This is a genomic window from Ensifer sp. EB106-03-01-XG145 (assembly GCF_058792075.1).
The window spans coordinates 72,296-94,324 of record NZ_JBYTEC010000010.1; the positions used below are offsets into that span (position 1 = coordinate 72,296).

The 22,029-nt window shown below is 63.0% G+C and carries 17 protein-coding genes and 1 riboswitch; of the genes, 10 read left to right on the plus strand and 7 right to left on the minus strand.

The window, feature by feature from the left end; translation table 11 throughout:
• Positions 1-70: 70 nt before the first annotated feature.
• Positions 71-2,002: an LTA synthase family protein gene (locus tag AC3WWH_RS22280; protein ID WP_082615755.1), complete on the minus strand. Its 1,932-nt coding sequence runs from the start codon at positions 2,000-2,002 to the stop codon at positions 71-73.
• A gap of 268 nt (positions 2,003-2,270) precedes the next feature.
• Here AC3WWH_RS22280 and AC3WWH_RS22285 point away from each other — a divergent pair, with 268 nt between their 5' ends.
• From AC3WWH_RS22285 to AC3WWH_RS22305, 5 genes are all read left to right on the plus strand, one after another.
• The gene (locus AC3WWH_RS22285) at positions 2,271-3,953 is read left to right on the plus strand and encodes an NAD+ synthase (protein ID WP_058324073.1); all 1,683 of its coding nucleotides are present in this window, start codon (positions 2,271-2,273) and stop codon (positions 3,951-3,953) included.
• A gap of 83 nt (positions 3,954-4,036) precedes the next feature.
• On the plus strand, positions 4,037-4,291 hold the full coding sequence (locus AC3WWH_RS22290; RefSeq protein WP_058324074.1) for a hypothetical protein: 255 nt from the start codon (positions 4,037-4,039) through the stop codon (positions 4,289-4,291).
• A 27-nt stretch (positions 4,292-4,318) separates the two neighbouring features.
• A complete protein-coding gene (locus AC3WWH_RS22295) occupies positions 4,319-5,146 on the plus strand; it encodes a TolB family protein (protein WP_058324075.1) in 828 nt (275 codons plus the stop codon).
• A gap of 165 nt (positions 5,147-5,311) precedes the next feature.
• Positions 5,312-7,045 (plus strand): ankyrin repeat domain-containing protein, encoded by a 1,734-nt coding sequence (locus AC3WWH_RS22300; RefSeq protein ID WP_058324076.1) that lies wholly within the window; start codon positions 5,312-5,314, stop codon positions 7,043-7,045.
• A 245-nt stretch (positions 7,046-7,290) separates the two neighbouring features.
• The gene (locus AC3WWH_RS22305) at positions 7,291-8,838 is read left to right on the plus strand and encodes a sensor domain-containing diguanylate cyclase (RefSeq protein ID WP_058324077.1); all 1,548 of its coding nucleotides are present in this window, start codon (positions 7,291-7,293) and stop codon (positions 8,836-8,838) included.
• Here AC3WWH_RS22305 and AC3WWH_RS22310 read toward each other — a convergent pair.
• Positions 8,813-9,832, minus strand: coding sequence for a LacI family DNA-binding transcriptional regulator (locus AC3WWH_RS22310; RefSeq protein WP_058324078.1), 1,020 nt, complete (start codon positions 9,830-9,832; stop codon positions 8,813-8,815). The two genes, AC3WWH_RS22305 and AC3WWH_RS22310, sit on opposite strands and share 26 nt — an antisense overlap.
• Positions 9,833-9,936: 104 nt before the next feature.
• On the opposite strand from AC3WWH_RS22310, the gene AC3WWH_RS22315 reads away from it, so the two are divergent.
• The 3 genes from AC3WWH_RS22315 to bluB all read left to right on the plus strand — a co-directional run bounded on the left by AC3WWH_RS22315 (position 9,937) and on the right by bluB (position 13,125).
• The gene (locus AC3WWH_RS22315) at positions 9,937-11,130 is read left to right on the plus strand and encodes a phytanoyl-CoA dioxygenase family protein (RefSeq protein WP_058324079.1); all 1,194 of its coding nucleotides are present in this window, start codon (positions 9,937-9,939) and stop codon (positions 11,128-11,130) included.
• An 87-nt stretch (positions 11,131-11,217) separates the two neighbouring features.
• Positions 11,218-12,030 (plus strand): SDR family oxidoreductase, encoded by an 813-nt coding sequence (locus tag AC3WWH_RS22320; protein WP_058324080.1) that lies wholly within the window; start codon positions 11,218-11,220, stop codon positions 12,028-12,030.
• 141 nt (positions 12,031-12,171) lie between these two features.
• Positions 12,172-12,383, plus strand: a riboswitch (cobalamin riboswitch).
• A gap of 46 nt (positions 12,384-12,429) precedes the next feature.
• The gene (bluB, locus tag AC3WWH_RS22325) at positions 12,430-13,125 is read left to right on the plus strand and encodes a 5,6-dimethylbenzimidazole synthase (protein ID WP_058324081.1); all 696 of its coding nucleotides are present in this window, start codon (positions 12,430-12,432) and stop codon (positions 13,123-13,125) included.
• A gap of 56 nt (positions 13,126-13,181) precedes the next feature.
• Here bluB and AC3WWH_RS22330 read toward each other — a convergent pair whose 3' ends face one another.
• From AC3WWH_RS22330 to AC3WWH_RS22345, 4 genes are all read right to left on the minus strand, one after another.
• Complete coding sequence (locus tag AC3WWH_RS22330) at positions 13,182-14,288, minus strand: DUF2865 domain-containing protein (protein WP_058324082.1); 1,107 nt, start codon at positions 14,286-14,288, stop codon at positions 13,182-13,184.
• A gap of 127 nt (positions 14,289-14,415) precedes the next feature.
• Positions 14,416-15,057, minus strand: a complete 642-nt coding sequence (locus tag AC3WWH_RS22335; protein WP_058324083.1) for an acyl-homoserine-lactone synthase — start codon at positions 15,055-15,057, stop codon at positions 14,416-14,418.
• Between the two features lie 142 nt (positions 15,058-15,199).
• Complete coding sequence (locus AC3WWH_RS22340; RefSeq protein WP_057248881.1) at positions 15,200-15,937, minus strand: helix-turn-helix transcriptional regulator; 738 nt, start codon at positions 15,935-15,937, stop codon at positions 15,200-15,202.
• Positions 15,938-16,219: 282 nt separating this feature from the next.
• Entirely contained in the window at positions 16,220-18,532 is a 2,313-nt protein-coding gene (locus AC3WWH_RS22345; RefSeq protein WP_058324084.1) for an NADP-dependent malic enzyme, read from the minus strand.
• Positions 18,533-18,704: 172 nt separating this feature from the next.
• Between AC3WWH_RS22345 and AC3WWH_RS22350 the strand changes: the two genes are divergently transcribed.
• Positions 18,705-19,541 carry a UDP-2,3-diacylglucosamine diphosphatase gene (locus AC3WWH_RS22350; protein WP_058324085.1) on the plus strand — a complete coding sequence of 279 codons (837 nt, stop codon included), beginning with the start codon at positions 18,705-18,707 and terminating at the stop codon, positions 19,539-19,541.
• Between the two features lie 97 nt (positions 19,542-19,638).
• A complete protein-coding gene (locus AC3WWH_RS22355) occupies positions 19,639-20,859 on the plus strand; it encodes an MFS transporter (protein WP_113399123.1) in 1,221 nt (406 codons plus the stop codon).
• On the opposite strand, the gene dgcA is transcribed toward AC3WWH_RS22355, so the two are convergent.
• Positions 20,811-21,794: an N-acetyl-D-Glu racemase DgcA gene (gene dgcA, locus AC3WWH_RS22360; RefSeq protein ID WP_058324087.1), complete on the minus strand. Its 984-nt coding sequence runs from the start codon at positions 21,792-21,794 to the stop codon at positions 20,811-20,813. The two genes, AC3WWH_RS22355 and dgcA, sit on opposite strands and share 49 nt — an antisense overlap.
• Positions 21,795-22,029 lie beyond the last annotated feature (235 nt).

A 22,029-nucleotide genomic window follows, 5' to 3' on the forward strand; every position in this document is an offset into this window, starting at 1 on the left:
TCGCGGAAAAATCTGGCCGACCGAGAGCATGAAGAGCCGGACCGGGTGTGGCCGGTCCGGCGCTCGTGGTTCAGTGGGTCTCGGCCGCGCTTGCGAAGAGGTCGGCGTGGGACTTGAAGAACCGGTCGGTGGAGAAGCGGTCTCCAAACATCATGTCGTGCTGCAGGAAGCGATAGTCACGCAAGAGAGCCGGCACCTTCGGCTGGCGCGACCACTCGGCGACTTCCTTGCCGTTCCTGCGGATCAGCATGTAGCGGTCGACGACCCGGTATTGGTCATGAACCTTGCCGAGGAACCCGGTGTAATAGGGGTGCTCGTAGCCGGACTGCTTGAGGATCTGGTAGGAGAGGAAGGCCGGGCTGATCGTGCCGACGTTCTTTCTCGGGCCTGTTTTGTTCGACCAGACGACGAGCGGCGTTTCGTGCTGCGCCTTCATCTGGTCCTTCGAGCCCTTGCGCTCCGCCGTGACGCCCTTCATGAAGCCGGTGCTGGTATAGACCGTGTTGAGCGGCGGCAGGTGGTCGCCGAACAGCACGATGATCGTTTCGCGATCGCGCTTCTTTGCCCAGTCCATCAGCTTCTTCAGGCTCTCGTCGGCTTCCTTGATGCCTTGAGCATAGGTTTCCAGCACCTGCCGGTCGCTTTCGGGCAGGTTGCCTTCGACCTTGATGGTGTTCTTGGCATAGCGGTTTGCCTCATAGGGGCCATGGCCCTGCAGTGTCACCGCAAAGAAGAAGAACGGATCGTCCATGGCGTCGGCCTGGCGGATGATCTCATGCGTCAGCGACTCGTCCGAGGCAAAGATGCCGCGCTTCTGCATCGGCGGCATGTTCTCTTCCGACTTGAAGGTGTCGAAACCGAAGGCCTTGTAGACGGCGGTACGGTTCCAGAACCAGCTCTGGAAGGGATGGATGGCGCGCGAGACATAGCCTTCGCCACGGAAGAAGGTAGCGAGCGACGGGATCGGGTTGCGGATGTACTGCTGGTACGGAATGCTGCCATAGGGCAGGAAGGCGTTGGAGAAGCCGGTCAGCGCCTCGAACTCGACATTGGCGGTCATGCCGCCGAATTCCGGCGAGAAGACGTTGCCCGACTGCATCTCGCGGATCGTCGGCATCGGATCGGGCGAGAGCTTGACGTTGGGCAGGCGGGTCGGATCCCAGAAGGATTCGCTCATCAGCACGATGACGTCGGGCTTGCCGCGGTGCGAGGTGCCAGCCGGAAGCGGCTTCACCGGAATGCGATCGATGGCGTCGGCCATGTAGCCAGCGGGCGCGCTGACATTGGCCATCGGCAGGTTGATGGCGAAGGCAAGCGCAAAGCCGTTGTGCTTATAGTTCTCGGTCTGGTCCCACATGATGGGGATGACCTTCAGGCGATCACGGATCCAGGAGAACTGGTTGTAATCCATGATGTGCCAGAAGGCGAAGAGCAGCGGCAGCGCAAAGGCCGCACGAGCGATGCGCTCGCGGCGCGTCAGCTTGGGGAAATTGCGCCAGGCGTAGCGCAGCAAGAGGCCGATGGCGGCAACGGCGGCGATGAGGCCGACGACGATGCCGACGGCGGTCCAGGGGCGGTCCTTCACCAGCACCGGCATCAATTCCATGATCTGGCGGCCGAACAGGAAATCGGTCGGATAAAGCGGATCGGACAGGAAGACCTGCTTCTGCTGGCAGACGACGGCGGGTATGATGGCGAGGGGCGCAATCACCACGGCCGACTTATGTTCGCGACCGAAAATGCCGTCGACGGCCAGCAGCATCAGGAAGAATGCACCGACAGTCGTCAGCGCCGGGCGCGTCGGGTCGAGCATATAGGCGAGCGTATCGGCCATCGACTGGCGCACGATCAGCTCGACGGCGAAGACGAGAGCGGCTGCGACGAAAAGGGAGAACAATGCGCTGCGGGTGGCCGCAAGCGTCTTGGCGTGCCGTGCGGTGAAGCCGGGTCTATCGACATAGACGCGCGAACCTCTCGCGACAGCGGAATCGATACTAGCCAACATGTTCTCCAGTTTCATAAATGTGTCGTGTAACTGTCATACGCCCGTCATTTTGAACAGGGGATGAATGGTTTCTTAACGGGGTTTGGGAACAGCTTTTCGTCGCGTGAGGGCGCTGCAACGGCCCTTCATAAGAACCGGGAAAGACAGAATTTTTCGGTTTTTTTCGCGGAGCGGCGATTGCCTGTGGGTATTTTCCTGCGGATTGCGCTAAAGAACATTGCGAAAGTCAGACGCAATCGCTCAGAACAGACCGACAGGCCCGCTCATGACCGCTCACAAGATCGCCCCCTCGCTCCTGCGCATCGCAATCGCCCAGCTCAATCCGACGGTGGGCGACATCGCCGGAAACCTGGCCAAGGCGCGTGAGGCGCGTGCCGATGCGGGGCGCCAGGGCGCCGATCTCCTGCTTTTGACGGAGCTGTTCATTTCCGGCTATCCGCCCGAAGATCTCGTGCTGAAGCCGGCATTCCTGAAGGCCTGCCTCCAGGCGGTCGAGAAGCTCGCGAGCGACACGGCGGACGGCGGCCCGGGCGTCATCATCGGCTTCCCGCGCCAGGCCAAGACCGGCCGGCACAATTCGGTGGCCGTGCTTGACGATGGCAAGGTGATCGCGTTCCGCGACAAGGTCGATCTGCCGAACTATGGCGAGTTCGACGAGAAGCGCGTCTTCGACCAGGGCGAGATGCCGGGCCCGGTGAATTTCCGCGGCGTGCGCATCGGCATTCCGATCTGCGAGGACATCTGGGGCGATCTCGGCGTTTGCGAGACACTGGCGGAAAGCGGCGCGGAAATCCTGCTGTCGCCGAACGGCTCGCCTTATTTTCGCGGCAAGGTGGATGTGCGCCAACAGGTGGTCCTCAAGCAGGTGCTCGAGACCGGCCTGCCGATGATCTATGCCAACCAGCTCGGCGGCCAGGACGAACTGGTATTCGACGGCGCAAGCTTCGCCTTCAACACCGACAAGTCTCTCGCCTTCCAGATGAGCCAGTTCGAAGAGGCGATTTCGATCGTCGAATGGAAGAAGGGCGAAAGCGGCTGGCATTGCGAAAGCGGGCTGCAGTCGCGCCTGCCGGAGCGCGAGGAGGCGGACTACCGCGCCTGCATGCTCGGCTTCCGTGACTATGTGAACAAGAACGGCTTCAAGAACGTCGTACTCGGCCTTTCCGGCGGTATCGATTCCGCGATCTGCGCGGCGCTGGCGGTCGATGCGCTCGGCGAGGAGCGGGTGCGCACCGTCATGCTGCCCTATCGCTACACCTCGCAGGAATCGCTGAAGGACGCCAAGGAATGTGCCGCAGCGCTCGGCTGCCGCTACGATATCGTGCCGATCTCCGAGCCGGTCGAAGGGTTCTTGAGCGCGCTCTCCGATATGTTCGAGGGGACCGAATCCGGCATCACCGAGGAGAACCTGCAGAGCCGTACCCGCGGCACCATCCTGATGGCGATCTCCAACAAGTTCGGCTCGATGGTGGTGACGACCGGCAACAAGTCGGAAATGTCGGTCGGCTATGCCACGCTCTATGGCGACATGAACGGCGGCTTCAACCCGATCAAGGACCTCTACAAGATGGAGGTCTATGCCATCTCGCGCTGGCGCAACACCACGGTTCCGCCGGGCGCGCTTGGACCCTCCGGCGTCGTCATTCCCCCAAATATTATCGACAAGGCGCCCTCGGCTGAATTGCGTCCCAACCAGACGGACCAGGATTCGTTGCCGCCCTATCCGGTGCTCGACGACATTCTCGAATGCCTGGTGGAAAAGGAAATGGGGACGGACGAGATCGTCGCCCGCGGCCATGACGAGGCGACGGTTCACCGGGTCGAACACCTGCTCTACATCGCCGAATACAAGCGGCGGCAATCGGCGCCGGGCGTCAAGATCACCAAGAAGAATTTTGGCCGCGACCGGCGTTACCCGATCACCAACCGCTTCCGCGATCGAGGGTAGCCGATGAGCGCGTTCGGCCAAGGGCGGGACGGCAAGGAAAGCTGTCCGGAGTTCACGGACGAGGAAATCCGGCTGATCCGGCTGTGGTCGCTGAGCGACGTTTCTGCTGGCCGGCAGCTCTCGGCGCAGATCGCCTATTTCGCGACACCGGCGCCTTCGGCATCTATGGTCTTGCAAGCGGCAGTATCGCCATCGTCGGCGTGGCCTTCGTCTGCATCCTGCTGCTGTTGGCCTGGGGCGTCGTCTCGACCTGGCGGGACCAACGCAATTCCAATTTGATGCAGTCGATCTGCGCCAAGGTCTCGGCGACGTTGCCGGCCGGCGAAGAACGCAAATAGCTGCCTTGGTTGCGGCGGGAGAAGGGGATGCGCAGTTCCATCGAGACCTATGACATCGTTACCGGTGAAACGCGCGTCGTCTGGCAGACCGACAGGCTGGTCGAGGCGCCGAACTGGTCGCGGGACGGCACGCATCTGGTCATCAACGGCGATGGCCGTCTCTATCGCCTCGGCTTCGACGGTTCGGAGCCGGTGGAGATCGACACCGGATTTGCCACGCTCTGCAACAACGATCATGGCATATCGCCGGATGGCGGCACCATCGCGATCAGCGACAAGACCGAGTTCGGCAAGTCGGCGATCTATCTGCTGCCGGCTAGAGGCGGCACGCCGCGACTCGTCACCCGCAATCTGCCGTCCTATTGGCACGGCTGGTCGCCGGATGGGCGAAGGGTGACCTATTGCGGCATCCGCGACCAGGTCTTCGACATCTACACGATTTCGGTTGATGGCGGCGACGAGCAGCGGCTGACCCACGGCGAAGGTCGCAACGACGGGCCTGACTGGTCGGCGGATGGCGAATGGATCTATTTCAACTCCAGCCGCACCGGACGCATGCAGATCTGGCGCGTGCGGCCGGATGGCAGTGACGTCACGCGCATCACCGACAGCCCCTATGGCGATTGGTTTCCGCATCCGTCGCCGGATGGGAAGCATCTGCTGGTGCTCTCCTATGACGGTGATGTTTTCGATCATCCGAGGGATCTCGATGTCCGCCTGCGGCTGATGGATATGGACGGCGGCAACCCGCGCATCCTGTTCGAACTTTTCGGCGGGCAGGGAACCATCAACGTTCCCAACTGGGCTCCCTCAGGCGATCGTTTCGCCTTCGTTCGCTACCAGCCGGAAAGCTGAGCGCGCTGGACAAGTATAAGGGCGGCGTGCTAGCGATGACGTCGTTCGCAGGGCGCATCCGATCCGCGGGAAGGGCAAGGTCCACCTGTCTCACTGAACTTGGTTGCCACACCTCTTTTCAGTCTGTGGGCGCGGATACCGGACGTGAATGAAAGGAGGTCTTTCATGATCGCGCGCGATCTTCCCGCGAACCTTACCCTCGAAACGATCCGCAAGCAGGCCAAGGCTTTTCTGAAAGCCGTGAAGGCCGATGATGCCAGTGCAAGGCAGCGGGCGCTTCCCTATTTTTCCGATCCCGCTGCAATGGGGCTCCAGGATGCGCAACTGGTGCTCGCCCGCGAGTTCGGCTTTTCGAGCTGGACACGGCTGAAGCGGCATCTCGAGAAATCCGGGAGCAATGCACCTGCAACCGAGCAGCTTGCAAACCGCTTTCTGTCTCTGGCGACCGTCTCCTACTTCGGCGACATAGCCGCTGATCCCGAACGGTTCACCCAGGCGCTTGCACTGCTGGATGAACATCCCGAAATCGCCGGCGACAGCATCCACGTCGCAGCCGCGCTCGGCGAAGCAGAGGCAATTGACCGCTGGCTCGATCGCGATCCGAAACTCGTGGGCAAACGCGGCGGGCCGTATGACTGGGAGCCGTTGCTCTACGCTGCCTATGCCCGGGTTCCCGGCCACTCCTCTCTGCCCGCCGGCCGACGCCTGATCGAACGGGGTGCCAATCCCGATGCGCATTGGCTCGACGACGGTCAGTACCGCTTCACTGTGCTGACGGGCGTCTTCGGCGAAGGCGAGGCCGGCCCCGAGCGACAGCCGCAACATCCGGATTGCGTCGCTTTCGCGCGGCTCTTGCTGGATGCCGGTGCCCGGGCCAATGACAGCCAGGCGCTCTACAACCGGATGTTCCAGCCGGACAACACCTGCCTCAAGCTATTGCTCGACTATGGCCTTGGCGCCAACGATCGGAACAATTGGCTGGTTCGCAACGATGGCGGTTTCGTTGAAAACGGCGAACGCGTTTTCGACTACCAGCTCGCCTGGGCGCTCGAAAAACGCATGGGCGAGCGCGTACGCCTGCTGGTCGAGCATGGTGCCGACGTCAATCGTCCCATCAAGGGCCGGACGCCCTATCAATGGGCAGAGCTCGGCGGTGATGCGGCGCTGGCTGCGTTTCTCGTTTCGCGCGGGGCAACGGAGGCACCGCTGGACGATGTTGACCGGCTGGCCCGGGCTATCTCAGAAATGAAGGCCGATGAGGCGAGGGCGCTCGTCGATGCGGATCCGACGCTGATCACACGCGCGCAGACCGCGCATCCGACGCTTCTGCACGAGGCGGCGGGTGACGACAGGCGCCTTGACGCCGCGCTCATGTTGTCGCTCGGCTTCGACGTCAACCGCATGACATCGCGCACGCCGCTGCACGAGGCGGCGCTGCACGGCAATGTTGACATGGCGAAGCTGTTGCTCGATCACGGTGCCAATTCAACGGCTCGTGATCCCTACCACCATGCGCCGCCGATCGGCTGGGCCGAGTACAACGGCAAGGCCGAGATGGTGCGCTTCCTGAAGGAGCAGCCGCTGGATATCTTCGCGGCCGCGGCCTTCGGCATGGTCGAATGGGTTGCCGAAATCCTCGATCGGGAGCCAGAGTTGCTCGAAACGCCGTTCGGAAGGTTCCGGGGGCGCGGCCGTCCGGAACCGCAACAGGATTGGATGACGCCACTGGCGTTCGCCGTGGTCAACGGGCAGCCGGCCGCTGTGCGGCTGCTTCTCGATCGAGGCGCAAACGCCGGCATACGTGACGGTGTCGCGGGCCCCTCGATACGAGATCTGGCGCGTGACAAGGGCAATGAGGAGGTCATCGCATTGCTGCGCCCGGCAGCCGTTCCGAAATAGAACGCTCCGTCCAAATGGGGAGCGCTGACATTGGTTTGCGCTCCCTGTAATCCGCCTGCGACTGCTGATTGCTGGCGGATTCAGCCGGTTGAAATCGTTAAGTATTTCAACACCAGCTTATTTAAGCCAAACTTTGATTTTGATCGCTACGGTGCTGCCCGTGTTGGCCGCCGTGGCTGCGTATCGCGCTTGGAGAGACGCGAGAATGCGCGCGACAGCCGGCCGGACGAGGGGGCGATCGCATCATGGACAAGACTTTGCGGCTGGCGAAGCGGAGCAGAACGGTTTGGGCGATCCATGCCGCCTGCACCCTGGTCGCCGTCCTGATCATCGCGAGCCTCATCTTCGTTCTGGATCGGTCCGTCGACGAGGCGGACCGCTTCGGCCTCTCGGCGGAGCGTCGGCTGGTGGCAAACGAACTGCGCCACCAGATGGATGCCGTCGTTCAGTTTCAGGCGCAGCTTTCCTTCTGGGACAAGACCTACGACGAACTGGCCAAGGGGCACGTCAGCGACGCATTCGTTGCGGACGAGCTGTCGGGCTGGCTGTGGGAAGACTACGGCTTCTCCTGGCTGATCATGACGGATGTGGATCACAACACGTCGACAGTGTTGAAGGGCGGTGTTGCCGTGCCGAGCGAGACGGCCCGTGTCCCGCTCGAAGAGGTCGATGACCTTCTCGACGAAGCCAAACGCCGTTACGATAACGTGCTCAGAAACAGCCGCGGCTCCTACGCGCTGGATGTCGTGACGCCCGACCCGCAATCGCTGATGCCGTCCGTCCCCGGGATCCACGCCGTGGACTTGCGCGAGATCGACGGGCGCATGAGCGTTGCGGTGGTGCAGGCGGTCATCCCGGAAACGCTGGTCGTTCCAGCGGAGCGCCGGGCGCCGGTGCTCATGGTTTCGGTGCGACCGGTGACGGCCAAGATGACGCGAGAGATCGCGGCGCGTTTGGGCGTCCGGGGTCTTGCTTTCGTGCCATTGACCGAGCGGCCGAAGGGCAGCGTCTACACATCGGTCGGCCGCTGTTCCGACGCGTCCTGTCTGGTGGCGGCGTGGATGCCGCAATCGCCTGGTGGTTTCGTGCGTGCCGAACTGCTGCCGAGCGTCATCGTGATGGCGATCGTCGCAGCCCTGCTGATGGCGTTCGTCGCCTTCCGCTTCTCGACGCTCTTTGCCGCCTTGCAGCAGAGCGAGGCGCTCAACCGGCACCTCGCCAAGCACGATCGGCTGACGGGGCTGCTCAATCGCAGCGGTTTCGACGACATGCTGGCGGCGGCGCTGCTGCGGGCGAAGACGCACCCGTTCACGCTCGTCTATGCCGACCTCGACGCGTTCAAGGCGGTCAACGACCGCTATGGTCATGCGGCAGGCGACGCTGTCCTTGTCGCCATGGCCGAGCGCTTCCGCAACCGCGCTGGCCCGAAGGGTACTGTCGCACGGCTCGGCGGCGACGAGTTTGCAATCATCCTCGGCGATTGCAGCGAGACCGACGCTCGGAGCCTTGCGACTGGTCTTGTCGCCGATGCGCAGACACCGGTTGCGTTCAACGGCCAACTGCTGGTCGTCGGCGGCAGCGCCGGCATCGCCTTCGCGCCGCGCCATGGTTTGACCGCGCGTGCCTTGCTGCTGGCGGCAGATGAGGCGCTCTATCTTGCCAAGCGACGTGGCCGTAACCGCGTCGAGACCGCTGACGATACGGTGCTGCCGGACGATACCTCCGGCGAGCAGCCAACCGCCGGGCCAAGCGGCCCGGGCGATTTTTCTACTCCGGTACGTTATAGGGCGTGATGACCACCACGGCAGAAAGCTGAGGGCCGACTGCGGCGGACGGCACGCGGCCGTAAAGCATGATCGTGCGGAAGGCCGTGCGCGCGTCGGTCTTCAGGTCGTGATGCAGGACGAAATGAATGCGCCGCGCGCGCAGCAGCGCCAGATTGTCATCGTCGAGATCATGGGCGATGTAGAGCGCGCAGTCACGGTTGAGACGATCGAAGGCCGCGAGCACCGAGCGGTTGCCGCCGCCGATCGAATAGGCGGCATTGATGTCGCGGTTGGCGGCGAGCGCTGCGTCCGCCAGCGCGCCGGTTTCGCTATCGCGACCATGCCCCTCGCTGATCTCGACGATCCTGATTGTCGGATAGTGCTGACGCAACACTCGGCGAAAGCCGATTTCGCGCTCTTCCTCACCGCGGAAGCGGCCGCTGGATAGCGTCACGAGGACCGTGGCCGCGGCACCTGCAAAGCGTTCGCCAATCAGATAGGCAGCCGTTTCTCCGGCCGCCCGGTTGTCGGCGCCCGCATAGGCGGTGCGCTGGGAGTTGGGAAGGTCGGTCACCAGCGTCACGACGGGAATGCCGCCTGTCTCGAAGCGTGCGACGGCGCCAACGATCTCGGGCACATCCGGCGCCTTCAATACCAGCCCGTCGGTTCCGCGCAGGCGTATGCGGTCGAGCAGTTGCACGATGTCCTGCGGGCGCATGGTCTCGGCGAAGTGAAAACGGCAGCGAAAGATCGTCGGCGCCAGCGTCATGGCTTCGCTTTCGAAGGCCCGCCGTACCGCATCCGTAAAGCGCTCCGGCGCCTCCATGACGATATCGATCGCGAACTTGCGGCCCTGAATGTCGAGCCCCGCCTGCTGCTTTTCCAGCTCCTCGATGGCCGCGCGAACCCTGGCGATGGTCTGGCGGCGGACACCCGGGCGCTCGTTGAGCACGCGATCGACCGTCGCGGTGCTGAGACCGGCCTGAAAGGCGATGTCCTTGACCAGAAAGGGATGGGCCACCGCCGCTGCTCTCCTGATGGATTTTTGATGGATTCTTGCTCTATATCATGTTTTGCCGCCGCCTATAGTCGTGTCCATCAAGATGTTCCGGAGGAGGAAACGGGATGAAGACCGACAACAGTGCGAGGCAGCGGATCGAGCGTGTCTGGCTCACCGAAGCGGCCTGCGATATCGAGGCGTTCCGCGCGGAGGTCGAGCGCCGAACCAACCTGGCCGACTATCCCTATGCTTCAAGCTGCGACCAGAACGTGTTGATCTACAACAGCGCCGAGCTGATTGCAGCCTGCGGCAATGCCGAGGCGCGGCGGGCGGTGCTTGCCGAAATCTGTGAGGCGCTGGCGACCGGCCCGGGTGTGGCGGTCTTCAAGCGCGCCTTTGCCGATACCACCGCGGTGGATGTCGCGAGCACCGTCTTCGACGAGATCATCGAGGAACAGCATCGCACCAGCAGCGGCGGCGGCGATCATTTTGCCAAGCCCGGCGCCAATGATCGCATCTGGAACTCGCTGGAAAAGCACTGCCTGAAGGCGCCGGAAAATTTTGCAGCCTATTATGGCAATGCCATCATCGCGCTTGTCAGCGAAGCTTGGCTCGGGCCGAATTACCAGATGACGGCGCAGGTGAACCGCGTCAATCCGGGCGGCGCGGCACAATCGGCGCACCGGGACTACCATCTCGGCTTCCAGACCGCCGCGGTGATCGAGCGCTATCCGGCGCATGTTCACAAGCTTTCGCCGGTGCTGACCCTGCAAGGGGCGGTCGCCCATTGCGACATGCCGCTTGAAAGCGGGCCGACGCTGTTCCTGCCCTATAGCCAAACCTATGTGCCGGGTTATCTGGCGCTCAATCGGCCGGAGTTCCGGGCCTATTTCGACGAGCACCATGTCCAGCTCCCGCTCGAAAAGGGCGATGTCGTCTTCTTCAATCCGGCGCTCTTCCACGCCGCCGGCAACAACCGCTCCACCGACATCCGCCGCGTGGCGAACCTGCTGCAGGTGTCCTCGGCCTTTGGCCGGGCGATGGAAACGGTCGATCGGCTGACGATGAGCGCGACGCTCTACCCGGCCTTGAAGGCGTTGCTGGCGAAGGGCAAGCTGACCGATGCGGAAGCGGCCAATGCCATCGCGTCCTGCGCCGAGGGCTATTCCTTCCCAACCAATCTCGACCGCGACCCGCCGCTTGGCGGGCTGGCGCCGAAGACCCAGGCGCAGTTGATGCGCGAGGCACTGACCGCAGGAACGAGCGAGCAGGATTTTCAGGCCGCACTCGACGCGCAGGCGAAGCGCAAGCTGAGCTGACGGTCCGACAGCACATCCGACAGGCTCCCGGAGCGTTTCGCCCGGGGCCGCACCTGTTTTACACGATCATCCGAGGGAGGAATTTCAATGAGCGGACAAATGGAAGGCAAGATCGCCATCGTCACCGGCGGCACGCAAGGGCTGGGCGCAACGATCGCCGGCCTATTCGCCGAACGCGGTGCGGCAGGCATCGTCATTTGTGGGCGCAACGCCGCAAAGGGAAAGGCGAAGGCCGAAGAAATCGGCAAGGCCAGCGGCGCGAAAGTGGTCTATGTCGAGGCCGATCTTGAAAAGGTTGACGACGCGCGCAAGGTCGTTGCCGCCTGCGATGCGGAGTTCGGCCGGGTCGATGCGCTGGTCAATGCCGCCGCTATCACCGATCGCGGCACGATCCTCGACACGACACCGGAACTGTTCGACCGCATGTTCGCCATCAACGTGCGGGCGCCGTTTTTCCTGATGCAGGAGACGGTGAAGGTGATGCGGCGTGAGCAAACGGAAGGCACCATCGTCAATATCGGGTCGATGTCGGCAATGGCCGGGCAGCCCTTCATTGCGGCCTATTGCTCGTCGAAAGGCGCTCTGGAGACGCTGACCAAGAACACTGCCTATGCGCTTCTGCGCAACCGCATCCGCGTCAACGGCCTGAATATCGGCTGGATGGCTTCCGAAGGCGAGGACCGCATCCAGCGCGAATTTCACGGCGCTGCCGCGGATTGGCTCGAAAAGGCGGCCGCCAGCCAACCCTTCGGCAGGCTCGTCGATCCGGCGGAGGTGGCGCGCGCCTGCGCCTATCTGTCTTCCGCGGAATCCGGGCTGATGACCGGATCGGTGATCTGCTTCGACCAGTCGGTCTGGGGCGGCTATGACGGTTCGCCGCATCCGGTGGCGCCGCTCTAGATCACGATGATTTTGGGTCGGATCGACCCAAAATCATAAACGTGATCGATCCTCAAAAGTTAGAGCGGAATGCGGGCGGAAAACCGCGCGCACTTTTCCTCATCCCGCTCTGACGGGCGCTTGTCTTTCCTTGGCGGCTGTGCCCTTATGACGCCGTCAGGTGCCCGCGCGAGCGGGAGAATCGGGAATCCGGTGTCATTCCGGAACGTGCCCAACGCTGTGACGGGGACGGTCGCCTCTAGAAGTGCCTTGAATTGATTCAAGGCTTTGCCACTGGATCCTCAATCGATCTGGGAAGGTGAGGCGACCGGTTGAACCGAAGTCAGAAGACCGGCCTGGCGAGATAGACCGAACCCCGCGCGGACGGCGGGAGGTTTTCGCATTGTTGGGGATCGAACGATGCTGACTGAACAGAAGGGCGGCCTTGCGGCTGCCGGTGCCTTTTCGCCGGACGAGCGGGAGGCCGTCTACCGCGCCATCGAAACACGCCGCGACGTGCGCGACGAATTCTTGGCCGAGCCTCTTCCCGACGATCTGGTGAAACGCCTGCTTGCCGCGGCGCACAGCGCGCCGTCGGTTGGCTTCATGCAGCCCTGGAATTTCGTACTGGTGCGGGGGGCAGAAACGCGCGAGCGCGTCTGGCAGGCGTTTCACCGCGCCAATGATGAGGCCGCCTTGATGTTCGAGGCAGAGCAGCAGGCCAAATACCGCTCGCTGAAGCTTGAAGGCATTCGCAAGGCACCGCTCAGCATCTGCGTCACCTGCGACCGCACACGCGGCGGCGCCGTCGTTCTCGGGCGGACGCACAATCCGCAGATGGATGTCTATTCGACGGTCTGTGCCGTGCAGAACCTGTGGCTTGCGGCGCGAGCCGAAGGCGTTGGCGTCGGCTGGGTCAGTATCTTTCACGAGGCGGAGATCAAGGCGATCCTCGGCATTCCCGATCATATCGAGATCGTCGCCTGGCTCTGCCTCGGTTATGTCGATCGCCTTTACCAGCAGCCCGAACTGGCGGTGAAGGGATGGCGGCAACGCCTGCCGCTGGAAGAACTGGTGTTTGAGGAAGGCTGGGGGAACTGCAGCGAGAGTTCCTAAAGCCCGTCGCGCAAAAGTGCGCAGCGATCGCGACGCGCTTTAAGGCGGCGCCGGGTTCAGTTCTGGACCGGTTGATAGGCCGGTCCCTTCGGGTGCTTCAGGTCGATCGAGGTTTCTTCCTGCGGCAGGAAGGTCGGACCGACGACGCGCACCTTGCTCTTGGACCGGTCGTAAGGCCTCTCCTCGGCCGGCGCCGTGGCGGTCGTGGTGTCCGCCGGCTTCTTGGTTTCGATCACGACGATGGATGACTGATCGTCGCCGATCTTGGTGCCGGTCGTTTTCGGTGAGGTTGCGGCAGTCTGCGGTATCTGGCAGCCGCACATGCCGGGCTTGCTGATGCCGCGTGTGCGATAGGCGAACGCATTGGGCATTTCGGTATAGGGTAACCCGGTCACGGCCGAGACCATCTGTTCGCTCTCTTCCGTGTTGATATCGTGGAAGTAGAGTTCGGTTTCGGCGCCAGGACAGCGCGCCCGGCAGGCCTGTTCGTCCCGCGGGAAGTCGGCCGGCGTCGCATCCGAGGAGATCGGGAAGAAAGCGCCGTCGCAGGTGCGCACGCACATGGTCCTGAGTGTTCCGCGATAGTAGCCATCCTGCGGCGCATAGCCGTCTTCGCCATGCCCGAGCATCGGCCCGTAGGCGTCGTCAGGTGGCAGGTCGGCAATGATGTTGCGGTGCGTTTCGGGCTCTTCGGGCTCGACGCTCGCGAATTCTTCGCTGTCGCTGTAGCAGCCGTTGATTTCAAGCGCGGCAAGGATACGGCGGCGACTGTCTTCGCTGCCGCCGGCGACGATCTGCTCGCGCTCCGACTTCAGCATGCGCAGATTGTCTTCCATCTCGGCTATGAGGCTGTCGAGCTCCCCGCAGCTGTCGGGGTCGCCGCCATCGAAGGTGACGACGCTGCCGCCACCGCAGCCCGCGCGGCGGCGGTCGTTCTTCGCCCGGCGCAGCTCGATATTCTGTCGTGAGATGGCGCTGGCATAGTCCCGGGCATCCGCAGTGGTGGCGACCATGTCGGGCAGTTGCGCAAGCCGGGTATTCAGCCGGTCGCACACGGTCGATGCCAGCGAAGGATCGGCACCGACCAGGGCCAGCGGCACAAGCACCACAGCGACGTGTTTCAAGCGCGGGAACACGGGCGAAGTCTCTTCCTGATGCCGCATGATGCCGGCCTTCTGATATGGGCGGCTGCCAGCGGCAATTCCTGTTTCACCTCCATCATAGAGCTTGTCGGTGATCGTGCAACGACAAGCGGCGGTTTGCGTTAACGGCTCCGGCCGGCGATGGCATTCAAGCGGCGCGGGCGGTTTCGAGCGACATCGGGCGTTCGAGAACGGTGCCTTCGATGGCGGCAATGGCCTTCATGCGCTGAAGCAGGTCGTTAGTCACTTCCCAGGCGACGGCAACGGCGAAGACCGAGCCGATGCGATGGGGTTCGGCAATGCGCTCGCCCGGGCATCCCATGCGGCGGAACATGCGCTCCAGGAACACGTCGGTGACCGTGACGATGTGGCTGATGCCGGAGGCGAGACCGAGTTCGCCGACACCGCACATCAACTCGGCGGCGGCGATCGTCACCTGATTGGAGGCGCGGTCCTGCGAAATCTCGGGCTCGATGCAGAAGCGGCTCGATTCCCACACCGAGGCGCTGCGGATTTCCGGATTGTCGCCGAGCAGGATCGGGAAGGTATCGTCCAGCATGTTGGGGCCGAGCGTCGGCAGCAGCCTCAGCGAGCCACGCAGCCGGCCGTCGGGAGCGTAGGATAGCACGTAGAGCGGGTTCGCCGTGTCGTAGTTGTCGATTTCCCATGCGCCGTCCGTCTGAACGTCCCACTTCAGGAAGTCGTGGAAGACGCGCTTGCGCAGCCGGAACATGTCGTCGACGGCCTGCGGGTGCTGTGCTCGGGTCTTTCCGTTCAGGATCCTGATCATCTTTTTCTCCATCCTTGTCTTGGGATGGGCGGATGCTGTCAGGCTGGCGGCGGTCGCGTAACTGTCGGTAGTGACAGTTTAAATCAGCGATATTTCCCACTAGATTTCGAGGGGTTTTGGGAGGGCATTGGCGCGAGCTGCGTCAAACGGTGGGGATCAGCGCATGGCGGACGGCCTGGGCGACCGCTTGCGTGTTGGAGACGACATTCAGCTTGCGCCTCGCATTGGTCATGAAGAAGCGCACAGTGCGTTCGGAAATGCCGAGGATAGTGGCGATTTCCCAATAGCTCTTGCCGGCGGCGGCCCAGGTCAAAACCTCGGTTTCGCGACCGGTGAGGCGCATGTCACGCGCCGAAAGGCCGCCGGCCATTGCGCCATGTTCCAGCATGGCCGCATGGAAAAGATTCGCGGCGAGCTGGAAATCGCGCAGATGTTGGCGCCGATAGGCCGTCCATTCGTCGGCCGGCATGTTGACGTTGATTGCCAGCAGCGCCGTCCGACCTGCGGGCGATGGCAGCGGCAAGGCAACGCCCTCGGTGGAAATGCCGATTTCCTGCGCGGCCTGGAACAAAGGCTCGCATTCCGGGAACCGATGTCGCGCCATCGTCCATTCCACCGGGCGCACGCCGCCAAGCGCGAGCTTCAGGATCGGATCGATTCGGTGAAGGCCGCGCGAACGGTAGATCTCGGCGGCATAGGCGCCGAAGGTGTGATGCAGGCGGCAGATCTTGAGCTCGTCCGCATAGGGCTCGGCTTCGAGGTACAGGAGATGGGCAATGCGGAACGTGCGGCGCATCAGCGTAAAGAAATGAGCGGGCTCGACACAGCCCCCGCCTTCCAGGATTTCCAGCATGTCGAGGACAGCCTGCTGCTCAGTCATGCCACAACACCGAATCTCGTCCGAAGCCACAGCATGGTTAGAGGTTCACCTTTTGTCCAGCGCAAACTTACCCGTTTGGTGTGTGGTGCCAATTTTGCAATTTTCGATTGCCGGTTCTTGCGACCGGATCGCGCGAGCGGGCAGCAGAGGATGATTCCGCTGTGATTCTCGGGCGATAGAGCGTCGCGCTCAACAACTGCGCGACGCCTGGATATGGCATTGGGGGCGCCGGTCTGGCGCCTGATAGCTGCGAAGATCGAAGGCGATCTCCGCGGTATCATGTCAGCCCGGATGGCTGGCTTCGACGACCGCGAGGGCCGCCATGTTGACGACACCGCGCGATGTGACCGAAGGCGAAAGGATGTGCGCGGGAAGCGCCGAACCCAGCAGGATCGGACCGACATGCAGGCTGTCGGTCATGGTCTTGACGACGCCGAGCGTGATGTTGGCGGCATCGAGATTGGGGAAGACCAGCAGGTTGGCTTCACCCGGCAGGCTGCTGTCCGGCATGACGCGTTGGCGCAGCGCTTCCGAGATCGCCGCATCGCCGTGCATTTCACCGTCGACTTCGAGGTCAGGCGCGAGTTCGCGCACGAGCTGAAGCGCCTTGCGCATTTTGGTGGCGCTTTCCGAGTCGCGCGAACCGAAGTTCGAATGCGAGACGAGCGCTGCACGCGGCGTGATGCCGAAGCGGCGGATTTCCTGCGCGGCCATGACGGTCGTCTGCGCGATCTCCTCGGCGCTCGGGCAGTAGCTGACATAGGTGTCGGTGAAGAAGGTCGCGCCGCGCTGCGAGATCAGCAGGCTGAGGGCGGAGAAGTCGAGCACGCCTTCGCGCTTGCCGATGATCTGCGAAACGTCGCGCATGTGCCTGGAGTACCGGCCTTCGACGCCGCAGATCAGCGCATCGGCTTCGCCGCGCTTGACCGCAAGCGCACCGATCACCGTCGTGTTGGTGCGCACGATCGTACGGGCCGCCTCCGGGATGACGCCGAGGCGTCCGACGAGGGCGAAATAATCCTCGACATAGTCGCGGTAGCGCGGATCGCCTTCGGGGTTCACCACTTCGAAATCGACATCCGGACGGATGCGCAGGCCGTAACGGCGCAGGCGCGTCTCGATGATCTGCGGACGGCCGATCAGGATCGGTCGGGCCGTGCTTTCTTCCAGCAGCACCTGGGCAGCGCGCAGCACGCGCTCGTCTTCGCCCTCGGCAAAGATCACGCGGTTTTTCTGGGCGTTCTTCGCGGCTGCAAACACCGGCTTCATGATGAAGCCCGAGCGGAATACGAAGCGGTTCAGCTTGTCGAGATAGGCGTCATAATCCTGGATCGGACGGGTGGCGACGCCGCTTTCCTCAGCCGCCTTGGCGACGGCCGGCGCGATCCTGAGGATCAGGCGCTGATCGAACGGCGAGGGGATCAGGTAGTCGGGACCGAAGACCGGGGTTTCGCCGGAATAGGCGCGAGCGGCAACGTCGGACGGCTCCTCGCGGGCAAGGCCGGCGATAGCGCGGACCGCCGCCATCTTCATTTCTTCGTTGATCGTTCTTGCGCCGCAATCGAGCGCGCCGCGGAAGATGTGCGGGAAGCACAGAACGTTGTTGACCTGGTTCGGGAAGTCCGAGCGGCCGGTGCAGATCATCGCGTCCGGACGGGCGGCACGGGCCTCTTCCGGCATGATTTCCGGCGTCGGGTTGGCAAGCGCCATGATCAGCGGCTTTTCGGCCATCTGCACCAGCAGTTCCGGCTTCAGGACGCCGGCAGCGGAAAGCCCGAGGAACACGTCTGCGCCGCCGATGCTGTCGGCGAGCACGCGGTTGTCGCTCTCCTGGGCGTAGATGGACTTCCACTCGTCCATCAGCACTTCGCGGCCCTTGTAGACGAGGCCTTCGAGATCGTGCACCCAGATGTTCTCGCGCTTGGCGCCGAGGATGACGAGCAGGTTGAGGCAGGCGAGTGCTGCCGCACCGGCACCCGACGTCACGATCTTCGCCTTGGCGATATCCTTGCCGGCGAGTTCCAGGCCGTTGAGGATGGCGGCGGCGACGATGATCGCGGTTCCGTGCTGGTCGTCATGGAAGACCGGGATCTGCATCTTTTCACGCAGCTGGCGCTCAACCTCGAAACATTCGGGCGCCTTGATGTCTTCAAGATTGATGCCGCCGAAGGTCGGCTCCAGCGCCGAGATCACGTCGACCATGCGCTCGATGCTCGAGGCGTCGATCTCGATGTCGAAGACGTCGATGCCGGCGAACTTCTTGAAAAGGACGGCCTTGCCTTCCATCACCGGCTTGGAGGCGAGCGGCCCGATATTGCCGAGACCGAGCACGGCCGTGCCGTTGGAGATGACCGCGACCAGGTTGGCGCGCGCCGTGTAGTCGGCGGCCGTTTCCGGGTTGTCGCGGATGGCGATGCATGGCGCGGCCACGCCGGGCGAATAGGCGAGTGCCAGATCGCGCTGGTTGCCGAGCGGCTTGGTGGGCTGGATTTCGAGCTTTCCCGGGCGCGGGTAACGGTGGAAGAAAAGGGCCTGCTGGTCGATGTCGCCGCTGGCCGGACCGATGTGGGATTTCGTCTTGTCGCCCGTGTTCATGCTCTCACATTCCTCATTCGTGGTCGTGCCTTTTGGCATGAATTCGGAGCGAGGTACAGTTTGCCGTGCTGATTTCGGCGGCCAGACCGGCGGCAAGGCACTCATGTCATCTTCCTGAAACACGAGTCTGGTTTTCACGGGGGCAGGAAGCGTAATTAAAGACGAGGCTGGCATGACGGCGCAGCAAGACAACTCCGTACGAAAGCTCAGGACGTTGTTCATCTCCGACGTCCATCTCGGGTCGAAGGCCGCCAAGACGGACTTCCTGCTCGATTTCCTGCGGCATCACGAAGCGGAGACGATTGTGCTGGTCGGCGACATCGTCGACGGCTGGCGGCTGAAGCGCAGCTGGTACTGGCCGCAGAACTGCAACGACGTCGTCCAGAAGCTTCTGCGCAAGGCCCGCAAGGGCACCCGCATCGTCTATATCCCCGGCAATCACGACGAGTTCCTGCGCGATTTTCCCGGCGTGCACTTCGGCGGCATCGAGGTGGCGCAGCGCTACATGCACGAGGGTGCCGACGGCCGTAACTATTTGGTGCTGCACGGCGACGAATTCGACGTCGTGGTCCGCAATGCCCGTGTGCTCGCCTATCTCGGCGACTGGGCCTATGACACGGCGATCGCCATCAATATCGGCCTGGCCGCCATCCGCCGCCGCCTCGGCATGCCCTACTGGTCGTTCTCCTCCTGGGCCAAGCTCCAGGTGAAGCACGCCGTCAACTTCATCGGCGAATTCCAGAAGGTGGTTGCCGAGGAAGCCCGCCGCCACGACGCTCAAGGGGTGATCTGCGGCCACATCCACCATGCCGTCATCGAGGACATCGGCGATATCCGCTACATCAATACCGGTGACTGGGTGGAAAGCTGCACGGCGATCGCCGAGCACCATGATGGCACGATGGAACTCATCACCTGGCATCAGATGCGCGGTGGCGCGCTTGAGGGCGAAGCCTCTGGTGAAGCCGACAAGCTGCTTGCCCAATTGCTGACACAGCGCGCTGCGTAACCGGAGAGCGACAGGTCACCTCCTGTCGCGAAAACTAGGTTATGGCGAGGCATGCCAGGGCTGTGCTAGAGATTGAGCACAGCCATCAGGTCAGCCGATGATTCCCTCCTCAGCGCCCGCATCCGTGGGCCCTCCGCCGCGCCATTTCGCGCTTCGCATCGCCTTGCTCTTCTGCGCGCCGTTGATCGTCAACGGCTTCGCGATGCCGTATTTTCCGATGTGGCTCAGCACGCTCTCGATGAGCGACTTCGAGATCGGCGTCGTGCTGGCGCTGCCGATGTTCGTGCGCGTCATCACCGCGCCGATCGCCGGCGTCATCGCCGACCGCCTCGGCGAGCGGACGATCGTGCTGATCTGGTCTGGCTTCCTGTCGCTCGCAACCGCTCTGGTGTTGTTCTATTTCCGCGACTTCTGGCCGGTGCTGGTCATCTACACGCTGCAATCGGCGGTCTATTCGCCCTATGTGCCGATCGTCGAGGCGATCGCGCTTTCTGGCGTCCGCCGCTGGGGCTTCGACTACGCCCATATGCGGCTCTGGGGCTCGGTCGCCTTCATCGGCGCAACCATGCTCGGCGGCTGGATGGTCGGCATATTCGGCAGCGACATGGTGCTGCCGGCGATGGCGATCGGTTTCGGCCTGACGATTGCCATGGCCTATGCGGCGCCGCGTGTCGGCAAGCCGCGCCGGCCATCGCCGATCACCGCGCTCACCGAGCCGCCGCCGAAGTCGCTCAAGCAGCTCGACCTGCAGCTGCTCCTGATCGGTGTGACGCTGGTCAATGCCAGCCACGCGATGCTTTTTGCCTTCTCGGCGATCTACTGGCAGCACATCGGCTACAGCGGCACCGAGATCGGCCTGCTCTGGAGCGCGGGCGTGGCCGCCGAAGTGACGATGTTCATCTTCGCCAAGGCGATCAGCCGCCGTTTCAGCGTCTGGGTGATGATCCTGTCGGGCTGTTCGCTCGCCGTGGTGCGCTGGATCATCTTCCCGATGGATCTCGGTTTCAGCGGCTACTTCATCCTCCAGTGCTTCCACGCCTTCACCTATGCGATCATGCACACCGGCATGCAGCACAAGCTCGTCGAGCGGGTGGTGGAATCCCAGGAAGCGTCCGCCCAGGGGCTCTACTTCTTCTACACCGGCATCTTCACCGCGATCTTGACGTTCCTATCGGGCTACTTCTACGCCTGGTACGGGGTGAAGGGGTTCTATTCGATGTCGGTCGTCGCCTTTGCCGGCTGCTGCTTTGCGGTCGCCGCCTGGTATCTTCAGCCCCAGAGGCGCGGCTCCGGCGGGAAGACCAGCGAAGCCTCGTAGCGCAGGCCGGGTGTGCGGTCTTCGGCGAGCAGCAGCGGCCCGTCGAGATCGACGAAATCGGCGCCCTGGGCCACTAGGATCGCCGGGGCCATCGCCAGCGAACTGCCGACCATGCAACCGACCATGACCTTAAGGCCGAGGGACACGGCCTCATCACGCATGCGTAGCGCTTCGGTAAGGCCGCCGGTCTTGTCGAGCTTGATGTTGACCGCGTCGTAGCGGCCGACGAGCGCGGCGAGGTCCTCGGTCGCGTGCACGCTTTCATCCGCACAAATGGGTACGGGGCGGGCAATCGTCGCCAGTGCCTCGTCGCGCCCGGCGGGCAGCGGTTGTTCGATCAGGTCGATCCGTTCCTCGGCGCAGATTGCGAAGTGATAGGCGAGGGTTTCGGGCGTCCAACCCTCATTGGCATCGAGGATGATGCGGCTCTCAGGCGCGCCGGCCCGTACGGCGCGGATACGCGCGGCATCGTCCGGTGTGCCGACCTTGATCTTGAGGAGTGCGCGGTGGGCATATTTCGCCGCCTGTTCGCGCATGGCGTCTGGCTCGGCGAGCGATAACGTGTAGGCGGTGGTCAGTGCGTCGGGTGAGGCTATGCCCGCAAGCGCATGAACAGGCTTGTTTTTCTGTTTGGCCTCCAGGTCCCACAGTGCACAATCGACGGCATTTCGTGCGGCGCCTGGTTTCATTTGGCGCTGCAGTTCGACACGGGTCAGGCCAGCCTCGATGCGCGGGCGAATGGAAGCGATCTCGGCCAACACTGAATCGATCGTTTCACCGTAGCGGCCGTAGGGCACGCACTCGCCGGAACCGGTGTGGGTGCCGTCACTGATTCGGCAAGTAACGACGCTCGCCGTCGTCTTGGAGCCGCGCGAGATCGTAAAGGTGCCTGCGATCGGGAAATGTTCCACCGCTGCATCGAGAGAAAGTGACATGAAAACGTCTCCGGCCTGCATTCTGAAGGGCTGGTATCGCCACCGGTCGAAGGTTCGGGTGACAGCAACGATACGAGCGGTTATGACGGTGTAAGGATTTACGAATCTTTACGGCGACGCGCGTTGAGATGCGCAAAGTTCGCTGTAACACTTTAGGCCCGCTGCATAAATTTGTCCTGAGACCGACCCCGATCCAGGGAATTATGCAGTAGAAATTCGGGAAAACAGAAGCCAC

What these genes read in the sequence shown, in the direction of transcription:
- AC3WWH_RS22335 (WP_058324083.1), bottom strand. Translation starts at nt 15,057, where the DNA reads ATGATCAGGATCCTGAACGGAAAGACCCGAGCACAGCACCCGCAGGCC.
- AC3WWH_RS22315 (WP_058324079.1), top strand. Translation starts at nt 9,937, where the DNA reads ATGAAGACCGACAACAGTGCGAGGCAGCGGATCGAGCGTGTCTGGCTC.
- AC3WWH_RS22330 (WP_058324082.1), bottom strand. Translation starts at nt 14,288, where the DNA reads ATGCGGCATCAGGAAGAGACTTCGCCCGTGTTCCCGCGCTTGAAACAC.
- AC3WWH_RS22300 (WP_058324076.1), top strand. Translation starts at nt 5,312, where the DNA reads ATGATCGCGCGCGATCTTCCCGCGAACCTTACCCTCGAAACGATCCGC.
- bluB (WP_058324081.1), top strand. Translation starts at nt 12,430, where the DNA reads ATGCTGACTGAACAGAAGGGCGGCCTTGCGGCTGCCGGTGCCTTTTCG.
- AC3WWH_RS22305 (WP_058324077.1), top strand. Translation starts at nt 7,291, where the DNA reads ATGGACAAGACTTTGCGGCTGGCGAAGCGGAGCAGAACGGTTTGGGCG.
- AC3WWH_RS22285 (WP_058324073.1), top strand. Translation starts at nt 2,271, where the DNA reads ATGACCGCTCACAAGATCGCCCCCTCGCTCCTGCGCATCGCAATCGCC.
- AC3WWH_RS22355 (WP_113399123.1), top strand. Translation starts at nt 19,639, where the DNA reads ATGATTCCCTCCTCAGCGCCCGCATCCGTGGGCCCTCCGCCGCGCCAT.
- dgcA (WP_058324087.1), bottom strand. Translation starts at nt 21,794, where the DNA reads ATGTCACTTTCTCTCGATGCAGCGGTGGAACATTTCCCGATCGCAGGC.
- AC3WWH_RS22320 (WP_058324080.1), top strand. Translation starts at nt 11,218, where the DNA reads ATGAGCGGACAAATGGAAGGCAAGATCGCCATCGTCACCGGCGGCACG.
- AC3WWH_RS22350 (WP_058324085.1), top strand. Translation starts at nt 18,705, where the DNA reads ATGACGGCGCAGCAAGACAACTCCGTACGAAAGCTCAGGACGTTGTTC.
- AC3WWH_RS22295 (WP_058324075.1), top strand. Translation starts at nt 4,319, where the DNA reads ATGCGCAGTTCCATCGAGACCTATGACATCGTTACCGGTGAAACGCGC.
- AC3WWH_RS22345 (WP_058324084.1), bottom strand. Translation starts at nt 18,532, where the DNA reads ATGAACACGGGCGACAAGACGAAATCCCACATCGGTCCGGCCAGCGGC.
- AC3WWH_RS22340 (WP_057248881.1), bottom strand. Translation starts at nt 15,937, where the DNA reads ATGACTGAGCAGCAGGCTGTCCTCGACATGCTGGAAATCCTGGAAGGC.